The 13,069-nt window shown below is 71.4% G+C and carries 16 protein-coding genes; 7 read left to right on the top strand and 9 right to left on the bottom strand.

The window, feature by feature from the left end; translation table 11 throughout:
* Positions 1-17: 17 nt before the first annotated feature.
* The 4 genes from ACTMTJ_RS12670 to ACTMTJ_RS12655 form a co-directional block, all read right to left on the bottom strand.
* Positions 18-1,046 carry an NUDIX domain-containing protein gene (locus ACTMTJ_RS12670; protein ID WP_441216458.1) on the bottom strand — a complete coding sequence of 343 codons (1,029 nt, stop codon included), beginning with the start codon at positions 1,044-1,046 and terminating at the stop codon, positions 18-20.
* Complete coding sequence (locus tag ACTMTJ_RS12665) at positions 1,039-1,881, bottom strand: hypothetical protein (protein WP_441216456.1); 843 nt, start codon at positions 1,879-1,881, stop codon at positions 1,039-1,041. Before ACTMTJ_RS12665 ends, ACTMTJ_RS12670 begins: the two co-directional genes overlap by 8 nt.
* 180 nt (positions 1,882-2,061) lie before the next feature.
* Entirely contained in the window at positions 2,062-2,481 is a 420-nt protein-coding gene (locus tag ACTMTJ_RS12660; RefSeq protein WP_441216455.1) for a nitroreductase family deazaflavin-dependent oxidoreductase, read from the bottom strand.
* A complete protein-coding gene (locus ACTMTJ_RS12655; RefSeq protein ID WP_441216453.1) occupies positions 2,478-3,470 on the bottom strand; it encodes a helix-turn-helix transcriptional regulator in 993 nt (330 codons plus the stop codon). The genes ACTMTJ_RS12660 and ACTMTJ_RS12655 overlap by 4 nt, the downstream gene beginning before the upstream one ends.
* 80 nt (positions 3,471-3,550) lie before the next feature.
* Between ACTMTJ_RS12655 and ACTMTJ_RS12650 the strand changes: the two genes are divergently transcribed.
* Positions 3,551-4,519, top strand: a complete 969-nt coding sequence (locus tag ACTMTJ_RS12650; RefSeq protein WP_441216451.1) for a tyrosine-type recombinase/integrase — start codon at positions 3,551-3,553, stop codon at positions 4,517-4,519.
* A 70-nt stretch (positions 4,520-4,589) separates the two neighbouring features.
* Here ACTMTJ_RS12650 and ACTMTJ_RS12645 read toward each other — a convergent pair whose 3' ends face one another.
* The gene (locus tag ACTMTJ_RS12645) at positions 4,590-5,048 is read right to left on the bottom strand and encodes an aminoacyl-tRNA deacylase (protein WP_441216449.1); all 459 of its coding nucleotides are present in this window, start codon (positions 5,046-5,048) and stop codon (positions 4,590-4,592) included.
* A 174-nt stretch (positions 5,049-5,222) separates the two neighbouring features.
* Between ACTMTJ_RS12645 and ACTMTJ_RS12640 the strand changes: the two genes are divergently transcribed.
* On the top strand, positions 5,223-5,525 hold the full coding sequence (locus tag ACTMTJ_RS12640) for an ArsR/SmtB family transcription factor (RefSeq protein ID WP_441216448.1): 303 nt from the start codon (positions 5,223-5,225) through the stop codon (positions 5,523-5,525).
* 301 nt (positions 5,526-5,826) lie between these two features.
* Here the strand turns inward: ACTMTJ_RS12640 and ACTMTJ_RS12635 are convergent, their stop codons facing one another.
* Together ACTMTJ_RS12635 and ACTMTJ_RS12630 are read right to left on the bottom strand one after the other, a co-directional pair.
* Complete coding sequence (locus tag ACTMTJ_RS12635) at positions 5,827-6,957, bottom strand: winged helix DNA-binding domain-containing protein (RefSeq protein WP_441216446.1); 1,131 nt, start codon at positions 6,955-6,957, stop codon at positions 5,827-5,829.
* On the bottom strand, positions 6,954-8,024 hold the full coding sequence (locus tag ACTMTJ_RS12630; protein WP_441216445.1) for an epoxide hydrolase family protein: 1,071 nt from the start codon (positions 8,022-8,024) through the stop codon (positions 6,954-6,956). The genes ACTMTJ_RS12635 and ACTMTJ_RS12630 overlap by 4 nt, the downstream gene beginning before the upstream one ends.
* 49 nt (positions 8,025-8,073) lie before the next feature.
* On the opposite strand from ACTMTJ_RS12630, the gene ACTMTJ_RS12625 reads away from it, so the two are divergent.
* Positions 8,074-9,039 (top strand): helix-turn-helix transcriptional regulator, encoded by a 966-nt coding sequence (locus tag ACTMTJ_RS12625; RefSeq protein WP_441216444.1) that lies wholly within the window; start codon positions 8,074-8,076, stop codon positions 9,037-9,039.
* A gap of 40 nt (positions 9,040-9,079) precedes the next feature.
* Here ACTMTJ_RS12625 and ACTMTJ_RS12620 read toward each other — a convergent pair whose 3' ends face one another.
* Positions 9,080-9,511: a heavy metal-responsive transcriptional regulator gene (locus ACTMTJ_RS12620; RefSeq protein WP_441216442.1), complete on the bottom strand. Its 432-nt coding sequence runs from the start codon at positions 9,509-9,511 to the stop codon at positions 9,080-9,082.
* A 98-nt stretch (positions 9,512-9,609) separates the two neighbouring features.
* Between ACTMTJ_RS12620 and ACTMTJ_RS12615 the strand changes: the two genes are divergently transcribed.
* A complete protein-coding gene (locus ACTMTJ_RS12615) occupies positions 9,610-10,239 on the top strand; it encodes a carbonic anhydrase (protein ID WP_441216441.1) in 630 nt (209 codons plus the stop codon).
* A gap of 61 nt (positions 10,240-10,300) precedes the next feature.
* Here the strand turns inward: ACTMTJ_RS12615 and pip are convergent, their stop codons facing one another.
* Complete coding sequence (pip, locus tag ACTMTJ_RS12610; RefSeq protein ID WP_441216439.1) at positions 10,301-11,260, bottom strand: prolyl aminopeptidase; 960 nt, start codon at positions 11,258-11,260, stop codon at positions 10,301-10,303.
* 34 nt (positions 11,261-11,294) lie between these two features.
* Between pip and ACTMTJ_RS12605 the strand changes: the two genes are divergently transcribed.
* Genes ACTMTJ_RS12605 through ACTMTJ_RS12595 form a run of 3 tightly spaced genes read left to right on the top strand, consistent with a single transcriptional unit; the run spans position 11,295 to position 12,827 of the window.
* Entirely contained in the window at positions 11,295-11,765 is a 471-nt protein-coding gene (locus tag ACTMTJ_RS12605) for a MarR family winged helix-turn-helix transcriptional regulator (protein ID WP_441216438.1), read from the top strand.
* A gap of 4 nt (positions 11,766-11,769) precedes the next feature.
* Entirely contained in the window at positions 11,770-12,267 is a 498-nt protein-coding gene (locus ACTMTJ_RS12600; protein ID WP_441216437.1) for a metallophosphoesterase family protein, read from the top strand.
* Positions 12,268-12,314: 47 nt separating this feature from the next.
* On the top strand, positions 12,315-12,827 hold the full coding sequence (locus ACTMTJ_RS12595) for an HNH endonuclease signature motif containing protein (RefSeq protein WP_441216435.1): 513 nt from the start codon (positions 12,315-12,317) through the stop codon (positions 12,825-12,827).
* The last annotated feature ends 242 nt before the right edge of the window (positions 12,828-13,069 follow it).

The following is a 13,069-nucleotide window of genomic DNA, read 5'->3' as shown; positions in this document are numbered from 1 at the left end:
CGCGCCACGCTCAGCGCCTAGATGAATTGCCGTGCAGCCGGATCGAGTATCTCTCGAAGAGAGGCGGCGGTAGCCGAGAACATTGGCAATTTTGTCGCACGCGAAGCGTCCCACCATTGCGCTTCGACTATTTCTTCTTTCGGCAACGGCAACGGGTCGACCAGATCGTGGTCCCTTACTACCCAAAAGCACACCGTTCCGGACCCCACATCGGCCGCACGAGATCCTATCCAAACCGCCATGCTGGGATCGATACCAGCTCCGACCTCCTCGTCGACTTCCCGAATAAGAGTGTCCATGGGGCTGGAGTCTCCATCGTCGCGTCGACCGCCGATGGGGTGCCACTGATGCGGGCGATCGGTTGTGCGCACCAGGAGAACTTGATTCGCGCGAAGGAAGAACACAAAAGACGACCAGTTGTCCTCTGTCGACGCCCGGGGCGAATCGAATTCAGCGGAGGGCAACTCCGGTGCGCCGTTCACAAGCTCATTCTTGGCGCCTCGATACACCGCGACCTGCGAACTCTGTCCGGGCAGCTGCTTGGCTGCCACGAGGGATACGCTCCGCTTGGCGGGAAGGGTTGAATGATAGGCGCCGGCGGAAATTAGATAGGCACCCGTCTCGGGCCGACGCTCGCGCTTCTTTATTCGACCTATTGACAGCCTCTGACCCACAGCCCTGAGAACGCTGGCACTTTGACCGGGGACGGCATTCGTGGCGTAAAGCGTAAATTGGCCGCCCTCTTCGGCGTCGAAATCGTACTCACGTTCCTCCAACTCGCCTTCGACAACTACCGAAATAAGATCCCATCCGTGCGCATGAATAAGCTGTGATTCGGTTCGGTGTTGACGCAGGCGCTCATAAAAGGCCAGCGGTCGCGGCCAAAAGTGGACGCGCAGGTTCCATGGCAAAAGATGGCGCATCGCCAATCGGTGGACCGAAAACCCATACGGATGCCGGTATGACCTCTCAACGGATTCCAGCATTGACCGCACGTCTTGAGGAGTGCAGTTGGCAAGCCACTCTGCAACTTCGGCATCATGCATAGTTGTGGTCCCGCTTCATGTAGTTGGATATCTCCCGAAGCTCAGGATCTTGGAGTCCATGAAAGCCGATGGATTCGAAAAGCGTTCGCATCTTTCCGAGAGTTGCTGGCGAGAGTCGTCGAAGATCGCGAGAGGTCAAACCCTCGACCGACGGCCGGACCACCCGACATATCGAGAATCCGGCGTCGAATTCTTCGACCCATCCACTGAAGAGTTCGGATGTCCTGCGGATACACAGGGCCGGCTCGCCCCTATTCTGACCGGTTATGAACGCGGAGTCATCCGAAAGATCGAGGCTGAGAACCCAAAAGTCCGGACTAAATCCGATCTCGATTTCTAGCCTGGGCGCCTCGTTCCTACAGATTGCCGCTGCCAGAATCGTGGACAGAATTTCTGTTCGTACCCTTGCCGCGTTCCACTTGGCCGAAGCACCCGGATGGTTGCTCCGGAACCGCGCGTAGGCGTCGAGCGCCGTAGCATTCGATGGATCTAGGAGTTGGACCCTGATCTTGATGCTTCGCCCCGTTCGGAGAGCATTTTCCTTGAGGACGGGAAGGATGGCGCGGGCGAAATAGCTGGCTGTTCTGGCGCGGATCGCCCACGTCGTAGAGCCTCTCGCATCCGTCTCGATCACCCTGGCTATCGCCCTGGGTTGGAGCACCTCTATGCTGTCCAGTTCGCGCTTCGGCACCAGTAGCGCGTATGCCAGACCAATCGCAAGGCCGGTGATCGTTGCGGCGAGAAGACTATCGAGAATCTCGCCAAGAGTGCGTTCCCACCCATCGGCGTCGACCGACTCCTGAAAGCGCAGGAAGCGCAGAAGAAGGATGACCACCGCAGCGAGCGTCAAGGAGGCGAAGAACCATCGCCGGAGCGCTGGAGAGTGAGCAGGGTGCAAAGCGGCACCTCCGACCGACGGGAACCCGTGCTGGGTGACGGTACCGAACTGGCTTGTCCGCAATCACCGGAGCAGCGGTCCGGACCACCGGTAACAGAGGATATGTGGTCCTTCAGGTCACGGACGATCACGCCGCAATATGACGACCGGGATGGTGCGGCCGGCCTTGGCCTGGTGGTCGGCGAAGAACGCGTACCGCTCGACGACGCCGGCGAAGATGCGGTCGCGCTCGCCGCCCTCCGGGACCACCGCGGTGGCCTCGAAGGTCTCGCCCTTCACCTCGACCAGGACGTGCGGGTCGGCGACCAGGTTGCGAAACCAGTCCGGATGCTTCGGCGCGCCCGCGTTGGAGGCGATCACCAGCAGGTCGTCGCCGTCCGGGATGAACATCATCGGGGTCGTGCGCCGCTGGCCGGTGCGCCGGCCGGTGGTGGTGAGCAGCAGCAGCGGCCGGTTGTCCGGCGCGGTGCCGCCGTTGGCCCGGAACTGCTCGACGAGCTCGCGGTTGTGCGCCTTCATGTCGCTTGGCATGGTCATGACTGGTCCCCCAGGTAGAGGCGGCTCATGCCGCGGGTGGTTTCGGCGAAGCGTTCGCGCAGCTCGGGCGGGCCGAGCACCTCGACGTCGGCGCCGAGCTTGAGCAGCTCGACCAGGCCGTGCTTGACCGACTCGATCGGCACGGTGGTGTGCAGCCAGCCGTCGTCGCCGGGTGGGCCGGCGTTGGCGATCGCGGCGCGGCTCATCGCCGGCGGGAAGATGTGCGGCATCAGGCCCAGCGCCTCGGTGGTCATCCGGACCGTGGCCTCGTCGACGTAGACGCTGTCCTCGTAGCGCTTGGCCCAGGCCTGCCAGAACCCGGCCAGGTCGAAGCCCTCCGGCCGGCCGAACGTCTGGTCGAGCACGTCGACGCCGAGCACGTTGCTGACCCGGTAGGTCAACGGCCGGGAAAGGTCGTCGGCGGGCGCGGCCACCAGGTACCAGCGGCCGGCCTTGAGCACCACGCCGAGCGGGGCGAGCGTGCGGGTGACCTCGCGGGGTGCCTTCCACCGCAGGTAGCGGGCCTGGACCAGGCGCTCGTCCCAGACCGCGCCGGCCAGCGCGGACAGGTGCGGGGTCTGCTCGTCGCGGCGGAACCAGCCGGGCGCGTCCAGGTGGAAACGCTCGCGGATCCGACCGGCGCGGGCGCCCAGCTCCGGTGGCAGCGAGGCGCGCAGCTTGAGCTCGGCGGCGGTCAGGACCGCACCGAGGCCCAGCTCGGCGACCGGGCCGGGCACCCCGGACAGGAACAGCGTCTCCGCCTCGTCGACGGTCAGGCCGGTCAACCGGGTGCGGTAGCCGTCGAGCAGCTGGTAGCCGCCGGCCGGGCCGCGGTCCGCGTACACCGGGACGCCGGCGCCGGACAGCGACTCGACGTCGCGGTAGATGGTGCGGATCGACACCTCGAGCTCGTCGGAGAGCTCCTGGGCGGTCATCCGCCCCCGCGTCTGGAGGAGCAGAAGCAGGGAGAGCAGGCGGCTGGCTCGCACACTTGAAGAAACTAGCCGAGGTCCCTGACAGCGCGTGTCAGGTACCCGCTCGGCGCCCCGCCGCTGGGATGATCGTGCCCATGTACCCGGCTGTGCTGCCCAGCGCGCTCCCGGTCGCCGCTGGTGGGGACGACTTCACCGAGGCGTGGCTGCGCAACAGGCGGCTCTCCGAGCACACCCGCGCCGCGTACCGCCGGGACGTCGCCGGCTGGCTGGCCTGGTGCGCGGCCCGCGAGCTGGAGCCGCTGCGCGCCTCGTTCCTGGACGTCAACGCGTACGGCCGCGACCTGGAGGCGACCGTCGACCCGCGCAGCGGCCGCCCGCTCAGCGCGGCCACCGTGGCGCGCAAGCTGTCCGCGCTGTCGAGCTGGTTCGACTTCCTGACCAAGCTGCGCGCGGTCGAGGCCAACCCGGTCGCCGGCGCCGACCGCCCCAAGGTCGCCCGCGACCACTCCAGCACCGTCGGGCTCACCGCGGAGGAGGTCGACGCGCTGCTTACGGCCGCCGACACCGACACCGGGCCGCACGCGGCGCGCAACCGGGCCGCCGTCGCGCTCCTGGCCGACCTGGGGCTGCGGGTCGGCGAGCTGGTCAGCCTCGACCTCGACGACATCGGGTACGAGCGGGGTCACCGCAGCGTGCGGTTCGTCGGCAAGGGCGGCCGTCCGCGCCGGCGGGCGTTGACTCCGGGTACCTCCGACGCGCTCGACGCCTACCTGGCGATCCGTCCCGGCCCGGCGCAGGGCGCGGTGTTCCTGACCGCCAGCGGGGCGCGGCTGGACCGGCACGCGGTGTTCCGGATCGTGCGGCGGCTGGCCCGGCAGGCCGGCATCCCGGCGTGGGCGAAGCTGTCGCCGCACTCGCTGCGGCACGCGTTCGCGACCACGGCGCGGGCCGAGGGCGTGCCGCTCGAAGACGTGCAGGACGCGATGGGGCACGCCGACCCGCGCACGACCCGCCGGTACGACCGCGACCGGCACAACTTGGACCGCGACCCGGCCTACGCGATCTGGGCGGCCCGCGCCCGCCGCACGACGTCGGCGAGGTGATCGGCGCGGTGGCCGAAGGCCGCGGCTCAGCCCGGCCGGCGAAGCCAGCCCACGTTTCCGGGCCACCGCACTAGGTGATCGCCGCGGTCGCCGGGCGCACGACGTCGACCAGGGCTTTGGTCTCCACCATGAGCGACTCGCCGGCCCGGCCGCTGCCCAGGTAGGCGTGCGGCGCGTCGACCATCGCCGCGTCGAAGACGGTGGTGACGCCGGCGAGCCGGGTCAGCGGGCTGACCCCGCCCACCTGCATGCCGAGCAGGCGCAGGTCGTCGCCGTCCGCCGGCCGCATCCGCCCGCGGGAGACACCGGCCGCGCGGGCCAGCGCACCGTACGACAGCCGGCGCGGCGACGGCAGCGAGGCCAGCAGCAGCGTGTCCGGCCCGGTCCGGAACGCCACCGTCTTGATCATCTGGTCGGGCGGGAAGCCCATCTCCCGCAGCACCTCCTCGAACGTCACGGCGCCCGGGTGCGAGAACAGCTCGTAGGGCACGCCCGCCCGGTCGAGGATCTGCGTCGGAGACTCGGTCACGGTAGGTGACGCTAGCCGGGCCCGGGCCGGCCGCGCAGGTCCACCCCGGCCGGGTTTTCGCGGACCAGTTGCCGCAGGTAGCCCGCGAACCGCTCGCGGTCGGCGGCGCTCGTCTCCTCGAAGGTGCTGGTCGTGACCTAGCGGCATATATGCCCGGCCGGTTATATTTGGAAGGTGTTGTCGACCTTTGACGTCCTGGCCGAGCCGACCCGGCGCCGCATCCTCGACCTGCTGCTGGAGCGGCCCCGGCCGGTCGGCGAGCTGGTCGAGCGGCTCGGCCTGACCCAGCCCGGCACCTCCAAACACCTGCGGGTGCTGCGCGAGGCCGGCCTGGTGCGGGTCCGGCAGGACGCCCAGCGCCGCTGGTACGAGCTGCGCCCCGAGCCGCTCGCCGAGATCGACACCTGGCTGGCCCCCTACCGGCGGCTGTGGTCCGACAGCTTCGACCGCCTGGAAAAGCACCTCGACAACACCTAGACGATCCGCGTGGCGGCAGAGTTCCTTGATCGACGTGGGTAAGGTCGTCGCGCTAACAGATCTTGGTACTTTCCTGCCCCTGGAGGGGCGGTTCGGTACCACGATCTGTTGACCGTCGCCGCGTTCCTGACCGGCGAACGACGGCTCGGCCGCCGCTCCGGGCAGCCGGTTCGCGTTCAACGAAGCCTATGCGACCGCCGACAAGCCACGCCGGGTGATTCGATCAAGTCGGACTCGGAGCGAGCGGGTATCGAGTAGTCATGTGGCGGTGCCGTACCCATCGACACTGACGGAAGATCTCCTAGGCGTGGCCGCCGACGGTGACCTCGCCCAGCGTGAGGGTGGGCGTGGCCTCCAGGATCTCGCCCAGGCGTTCGACCTGCTCCCCCAGCTGCTTGAGCCGGGCCGGGCTGAGCGTGCCGAACGCCTCCACCGTCACCGCGATCCGTTTGCCGGACCGCTTCTGGTGCCAGATCCCGGCGACCGTGCCGTCGACCAGCAGCACCGCGAAGTTGCCGGCCTGGCCCCGGTTGAGCGCGCGCTCGCCGGCCCGGCCGGGGAAGACCTTCTCCCGCGGGTGGCAGCCGATCCCGTACGCGTCGAAGTACGGCAGCAGCCGCACCCCGCGCGGCGGTCCCGCGGGCACGCCGGTGTCGCCGGCGGCCACCCACGCCGGCTCGCCGTCGACGTCGACCCGCTCCAGGTCGGCCCGTTCGAACAGCTCCTTGGCCCACCGCTGCCCGATCGCCAGCCACTTCGCGAAGTGCGCGGGCGTTGCCGGCCCGTACGCGTGCAGGTAGCGGCGGACCAGCTCGGGCAGCGCGGCGTCCGCCGGCAGCGGGGTGAAGCCGGGCAGCCAGCGGGCCGGGCTGGTGTAGGTGGTCTGCCGGCCCCGGTTGGGGCCGAAGCACATCGCGCCCCGCCGGGAGGCGACCTCCATGGCCTGCGTCCACCGCGGCCACTTGTCCTGGAACGCGTCCATCACCCGGTCGCCGGCCCACGGCCCGGTGCGGGCGACCACCTCGGCGGTCAGCTCCTCGGTGGTGAGCTCGGCGTCCTTCAGCGCGGCGGCGATGGCGGCGACGACCTGGTCGACCTGGTCGGGGGTCATGAGCGCGTTGGCGCCGGTCGCGTACGGCGGCGAGGGCAGCGCACCGAGCGCGCCCACCCACATCGGCAGGTCGGCGGCGGCGAGCAGGTGCACGGTGCCGCGCGGCCCGCGGGTCTTGACCACGGTGCGGTCGGTCCAGACCGCCTCCCGCACGTCGACCCGGGTGACGCCGGCGACCCGCACCCCGATCGAGGCCTCGGCGGCGGACATCACCTGGGCGTGCGCCCCGCACATCGCGCTGACGGTGGCGGCCAGGTCGGTGGTGGGCGCGGCCAGCCCGTGCCGTTCCAGCCGCCGCGCCACCACCTGCTCCCACTTCACGCGGTCACCTTCGCGAAGAACGCGGTGATGTCGGCCGCGTGCGCCGCCGGCTCCTCCATCGCCACGAAGTGCCCGCCTGGGTTGCCTTCCGGCCAGTGCACGATCGTGTTGTGCCGCTCGGCCAGCCGGCGGAACAGCGCCGGGCCGCCCGCGTACACGCCGCCGGGCACCTGCTTCTGCCCGACCGGCCAGGTCGACTCGCGCGTGTCGTACATCGGCCACGACGAGGTGCCGAACGTGCCGGTGAACCAGTACACGCTGGCGTTGGTGAGGAACACGTCGCGTTCGACCTCGTCGCCGAAGTCGCGGAACTTCTGCGCCAGCCAGGCCAGCGCGGCCACCGGCGAGTCCTGCCACCCGTACGCGAAGGTCTGCGGCGCGGCTCGCAGCAGCCCGTGGTGGTCGACGCCGGCGCCGGCCCACGACATGATCTGCTCGTACTCGGCGCGGTCCGCCTCGTTCATCTCCGCGACGTCGGCCGGGGTGGGAAAGCCCAGCCCGCCGTCGACGTGTACACCCACCACGTGCTCAGGATCGACGATCGCGACCTCCGGCGCTATGTAGGCGCCCAGGTCGCCGCCCTGCGTGCCGTACCGGTCGTAGCCGAGCCGGGCCATCAGCCGCGCCCACATGCGGGCCACCCGGCCCACGGAGAACCCGGCCGACGCCGGCGCCTGCGACCAGCCGAACCCGGGCACGTGCGGCACCACGACGTGGAACGACTCGGTCAGCAGCGGGATGGTACGGACGAACTCCACCATCGAGGCCGGCCAGCCGTGGGTGAGCAGCAGCGGCAGCGCGTCCGGGCGGGCCGAGCGGACGTGCGCGAAGTGCACGTCCAGCCCGTCGATCGCGGTGGTGAACTGCGGGAACGCGTTCAGCTCCGCCTCCCGGGCCCGCCAGTCGAAGCCGGTGCGCCAGTACTCGGCCAGCTCGCGCAGGTGGTCGACCGGCACGCCGCGGCTCCATCCGTCGCCGGGCAGCTGGCCGGCCCACCGGGTGCGGGCGAGGCGTTCGCGCAGGTCGTCGAGGTCGGCGGCGGGGATGTCGATCCGGAAAGGTGTCATGCGGACCACGCTAGAAGCCAATTAGGTCAGGATCTGGCACAGTTGGCGGGTGACCCGGCTGTTGAGTTTGCTGTCGCTGCTCCAGACGCCGCGTGAGTGGCCGGGCGGCGAGCTGGCCAGCCGCCTCGGCGTCAGCCTCCGCACGGTGCGGCGCGACGTGGAGCGGCTGCGCGACCTCGGATACCCGGTGGAGGCGACGATGGGCGCGGCCGGCGGCTACCGGATGGCCGCCGGTGCCACGATGCCGCCGCTCCTGCTGGAGGACGACGAGGCGGTGGCGATCGCGGTGGGCCTGCGCACCGCGGCCGGCCACGCGGTCGAGGGCATCGAGGAGGCGGCGGTCCGCGCGCTGGCCAAGCTCGAACAGGTGCTGCCCAAACGCCTGCGCCACCGGGTCGGCGCGCTGGGCGCGGCGACCCAGCCGCTGCTGACCTGGGAACGGCCGACCGTCGACCCGGAGCTGCTCACCCTGCTGGCCGGCGCGGTGACCAACCGGGAGCGGGTGCGGTTCGGATACCGCACGCACGAGGGCGCCGAGTCCGAGCGGCGGGTCGAGCCGCACCGCCTCGTGTCGGCCGGCCGCCGCTGGTACCTGGTCGGCTGGGACACCGACCGGGACGACTGGCGGATCTTCCGGGTGGACCGGATCGCGGCGCCGGCGGTGATCGGCTACCGGGCGGTGGCGCGGGAGCTGCCGGACGGCGGCGACGCGGCCGCGTTCGTGACCCGCAAGCTGACCGAGCGGGCCCCGGTGTACGAGGCGGTGGCGACGCTGCACGCGCCGGTCGAGCGGATGGCCGGCGTCTTCTTCGGCGATGTGGAGCCGATCGACGCGCACACCTGCCTGCTGCGCGGCCACACCGACACGCTCGACTTCATCGCGTGGCGGCTGATGACGCTCGGCTGTGACTTCGAGGTGCACGAGCCGCCCGAGCTGATCGCCCGGCTGGCCGAGTTGGGGGCGCGCGCGTCGCGGGCCGCCGGCGCGCTCGGCGGTCCGCACACTACTGGCTAGCAGCCGCAGCAGCCACAACCACAACCACAGGTCATCTCGCTCACCTCCCTTCCTCGGACGGGCACCAGGACCCCGGCGCCGGCGGCGGGCACTGCTGCGACGGCAGCGCGTCGACCATGCGCGCCATCTCGGCCCGCAGCGCGGACAGCCGGGCCATCTCGGCGTCGACCTCGGCCAGCCGGCGGCGCAGCAGCTCCTCGGCCGGCTCGCACGGGCAGGTGCCGGTGTCGCGGATGGCCAGCAGGTCGGCGATGTCGCGCAGGCGCAGCCCGAGCCGCTGGCAGCCCTGGATGAACTTCAGCCGGTCCAGCGCGCCCCCGTCGTACGCGCGGTAGCCGCCCGCGGTGCGCCGCGGCGGGGGCAGCAGGCCGGCCCGCTCGTAGTACCGCACTGTGTCGGTCGCCACACCCGCCTGCTTGGCCAGCTCACCGACCCGCAGTCCACGCGCCAGCGTGGCTGTAGTCGTGCTCATGTGGCAAAGGTAAACCTTGGAGTTTGGTCCAGGGTCAAGGGTTTACCGGCACACTCTTGGTGTACGGGACCCGACTGGCGGCGGGAGTGTGTTGCGGGATGGATGACGGCATCGACAGGGACTTTCCGGCGTCGCCGGCCTCGGCGTTGCAGCTTCTGGTCGAGGGCAACAAGCGGTTCGTGGCCGGCGAGCGGCTGCACCCGCACCAGGACGCCGACCGGCGGGCCGCGCTGGCGCCGGCGCAGCGGCCGTTCGCGGTGCTGTTCGGGTGCAGCGACTCCCGGCTCGCCGCCGAGATCATCTTCGACCGCGGCCTGGGCGACCTGTTCGTCGTCCGCACCGCCGGGCACGTGGTCGGGCCGGAGGTGCTGGGCAGCATCGAGTACGCCGTGGCCGCCCTGCACACCCCGCTGATCGCCGTGCTCGGGCACGACTCGTGCGGGGCGATCGCGGCGGCGTTCGACGCGGTGCGGCACGGCACGACACCGGACGGCTTCGTCCGCGACGTGGTGGAGCGGGTCATGCTGAGCGTCCTCGCGGTCCGCTCCCAGGCGCTGCCCGACCTGGACGCGGCCGTCGAGGAGCACATCCGGTACACGGTGGATCTGCTGGTCCGGCGCTCCCAGGTGATCGCCGACCGGCTGGCCGACGGCCGCGTCGGCGTGGTGGGCCTGTCCTACGGCCTGGCCGAGGGCAACGTGCGCCGGGTGGCCGGTCAGGGGGTCTGAGCCGCGAGGCGGGCCTGGCCGAGGGCAAGGTGCGCCGGGTCGGGGGTCTGAGCGGCGCCGGTCAGGGCGCCTTGGCGAACCGGTCCAGCGCGGCGAGGCACGCCCGCGCCATCCCGGGGTAGCCGGCGCCGTGGCCGGCGTCGTCGACCACGACCAGCTCGGCGTCCGGCCAGCGCCGGGCCAGCTCCCAGGCGTCGTCGAGCGGGCTGCTCACGTCGAGGCGGCCGTGGACCAGCGCGCCGGGGATGCCGGCGAGCCGTGCGGCTCCGCGCATGATCTCGTCGTCGTCGAGCCACGCCCCGTGCCGCCAGTAGTGGGTCACCAGCCGCGCGAACATCAGCCGGAACCGCGGATCCTGGTACCGGGCCGACGGCTTGTGGCCGGCGGTCACCGCGACGTGGCTGTCCTCCCAGGCGCACCAGTCGCGGGCCGCCTTGTCCCGCACCGCCGGGTCGGGGTCGGCCAGCAGCCGCGCGTACGCGTCGACGAGGCGACCCCCGCTCGGGCCACCGCCGACGGCGCCGGCCTTGAACGCGGCCCATTGGGCGGGGAAGAGCCGCCCCATCGACTCGGTGATCCACTCCACGTTGCGGTGGGTCCGCACCGCCACGCTGAACAGCACCAGCGCCGACACCCGCTCGGGATGCCGCTGCGCGTACGCCGCGCCGAGCGTGGAACCCCACGAGCCGCCGAACACCAGCCACCGGTCGACGCCGAGGTGGGTGCGCAGCCGCTCGATGTCGGCCAGCAGGTGGTGGGTCGTGTTGGTGGACAGGTCGGCGTCCGCGTCGCCGGCCCACGGGGTGCTGCGGCCGCAGCCGCGCTGGTCGAACAGGACCACCCGGTAGGCCGCCGGGTCGAAGAACCGCCGCCAGAACGGCGTGCAGCCCGACCCGGGCCCGCCGTGCAGCACGAGCGCCGGCCGCCCGTCGGGGTTGCCGCAGGTCTCCCAGTACACGCGGTGGCCGTCGCCGACCTCGAGCATGCCGTTCGCGTACGGCTCGATGTGTGGGTAGGTCACTCCCCCAATCTAACAGCGCTGTTACATTGGTGCGGTGACCCCTCCGGTTCCCGATCGTGACGCCGTCGGCACGCTGATGCGGCACGTGCTGGAGCTGCTCGACGGCGACGTCGCCACCGTCTACCGCGACGCCGGCCTGCCCGACTACCGGCCGAGGTTCTCCCCGCCGATCCGGGCGCTGGTCGCCGCCGGCCCGATGTCGATCCGCGACCTGGCGGCGGCGGTCGGCGTGACCCATTCGGCGGCCAGCCAGACGGTCGCCCAGATGACCCGCGCGGGCCTGGTGACCCTGTCGCCCGGCGCCGACGCCCGGCAGCGCATCGTCGCCCTCACCCCGCTGGCGAAGTCGCTGCTGCCGACCATCGAGGCCGAGTGGGCGGCCACCGCCGCGGCGATGCGCGAGCTGGACGCCGAGCTGCCGATGCCCCTGGCCGACCTGCTCACCGCGGTGCTGTCCGCGCTTGGCCGGCGCTCGTTCCGCGAACGCGTCCAGGCGCACACTTAGGCCCATGCGCCTGGTCGTCACCTCCGACACCCACCTGCCCGCGCGGGCCCGCGACCTGCCCGCCCAGCTGTGGGCCGCGGTCGACGCGGCCGACGTCGTGGTCCATGCCGGCGACTGGGTATCGGTGGCGGCGCTGGACGCCCTGGAGGCCCGCGCCGCCCGGCTGGTCGGCGTGTACGGCAACAACGACGGCCCCGCGCTACGCGCCCGCCTGCCCGAGGTGGCCAGGGTGGAGCTCGACGGGCTGCGGATGGCGGTGGTGCACGAGACCGGCCCCGCCACCGGCCGGGAGCGCCGCTGCGCCGCCCGCTTCCCCGACGTGGACGTGCTGGTCTTCGGCCACTCGCACATCCCGTGGGACACGGTGGCGCCGGGCGGGCTGCGCCTGCTCAACCCCGGCTCGCCGACGGACCGGCGCCGCCAGCCGTACGCGACCTACCTGACCGCGACGGTGGCGTCCGGTGCCATCGGCGACGTCCAGCTGCACCGGATCGGTCGGTAGCCTCCCGGCCGCCGTGGCGCGGTCAACGCATCTCCCGGCGATGCCCCATGCTGGAGTTCGTGCTGGAAAACGTCGGGGGACTGTCCAAGCGCCACACACCGGAGTCGCTGCGCACGCTGCTGCTGGCCCGATCGACCCGCCGCCCGGACGGCTGCCTCATCGTCCAGGGCTACGGCACCCAGCGCGGCATCTACCAGAAAATCGCCGGCCGCGCGTGGGCCCATATCGTGGCATACGCGGTATTCGTCGGCCCGATCGATCCCGACCTGGAGATCGACCACACCTGCGGCGTCAAGGACTGCATCGAGCCCACCCACCTACGCCAGATCAGCCACGCCGAAAACTGCCGCTCCCGCGCCCAGGCGGCCACCTGCCGCAACGGCCACACGCGGGAGATCGACCCGGCCACCGGCCGGCTACGGCGGCAGTGCCGCGCCTGCAACGCCGAGGCCCAGCAGCGGTGGCGTGCACGCCAGGCCGCCGAACGCGCCGCCTCCATGACCCCCGCAGGCCTTGCCGAGTCGAGAGCCCGCTGGGACCGACCGGCCGCCGCACCCTAGCCCGCCGGCCCCGGCCGGCGCCGGTCGACGCCGAGGCGACGCCCGCCGACACCGAGACGCCGGACAACGAGCGCACCTACGCACTCGGCGAAAAGCGCCGACAGCGCCGTCGCGTACCAGATCCCGGCGGACACCACGGTCACCCACTTGCGGTACACGGGCTCGGATCTCCAGTTCGACGTGACCGGCGCCGCGACGGCGCTGGTCACGGTGGCGTAGGCATGGCGACAACAGCTTGAGTC

The organism is Phytohabitans sp. LJ34 (assembly GCF_052068095.1).
GTDB lineage: Bacteria > Actinomycetota > Actinomycetes > Mycobacteriales > Micromonosporaceae > Phytohabitans.
This window is presented reverse-complemented; position numbering and strand designations above follow the sequence as displayed.

What these genes read in the sequence shown, in the direction of transcription:
- ACTMTJ_RS12595 (WP_441216435.1), top strand. Translation starts at nt 12,315, where the DNA reads ATGCTGGAGTTCGTGCTGGAAAACGTCGGGGGACTGTCCAAGCGCCAC.
- ACTMTJ_RS12620 (WP_441216442.1), bottom strand. Translation starts at nt 9,511, where the DNA reads ATGAGCACGACTACAGCCACGCTGGCGCGTGGACTGCGGGTCGGTGAG.
- ACTMTJ_RS12600 (WP_441216437.1), top strand. Translation starts at nt 11,770, where the DNA reads ATGCGCCTGGTCGTCACCTCCGACACCCACCTGCCCGCGCGGGCCCGC.
- ACTMTJ_RS12670 (WP_441216458.1), bottom strand. Translation starts at nt 1,046, where the DNA reads ATGCATGATGCCGAAGTTGCAGAGTGGCTTGCCAACTGCACTCCTCAA.
- ACTMTJ_RS12650 (WP_441216451.1), top strand. Translation starts at nt 3,551, where the DNA reads ATGTACCCGGCTGTGCTGCCCAGCGCGCTCCCGGTCGCCGCTGGTGGG.
- ACTMTJ_RS12615 (WP_441216441.1), top strand. Translation starts at nt 9,610, where the DNA reads ATGGATGACGGCATCGACAGGGACTTTCCGGCGTCGCCGGCCTCGGCG.
- ACTMTJ_RS12630 (WP_441216445.1), bottom strand. Translation starts at nt 8,024, where the DNA reads ATGACACCTTTCCGGATCGACATCCCCGCCGCCGACCTCGACGACCTG.
- ACTMTJ_RS12660 (WP_441216455.1), bottom strand. Translation starts at nt 2,481, where the DNA reads ATGACCATGCCAAGCGACATGAAGGCGCACAACCGCGAGCTCGTCGAG.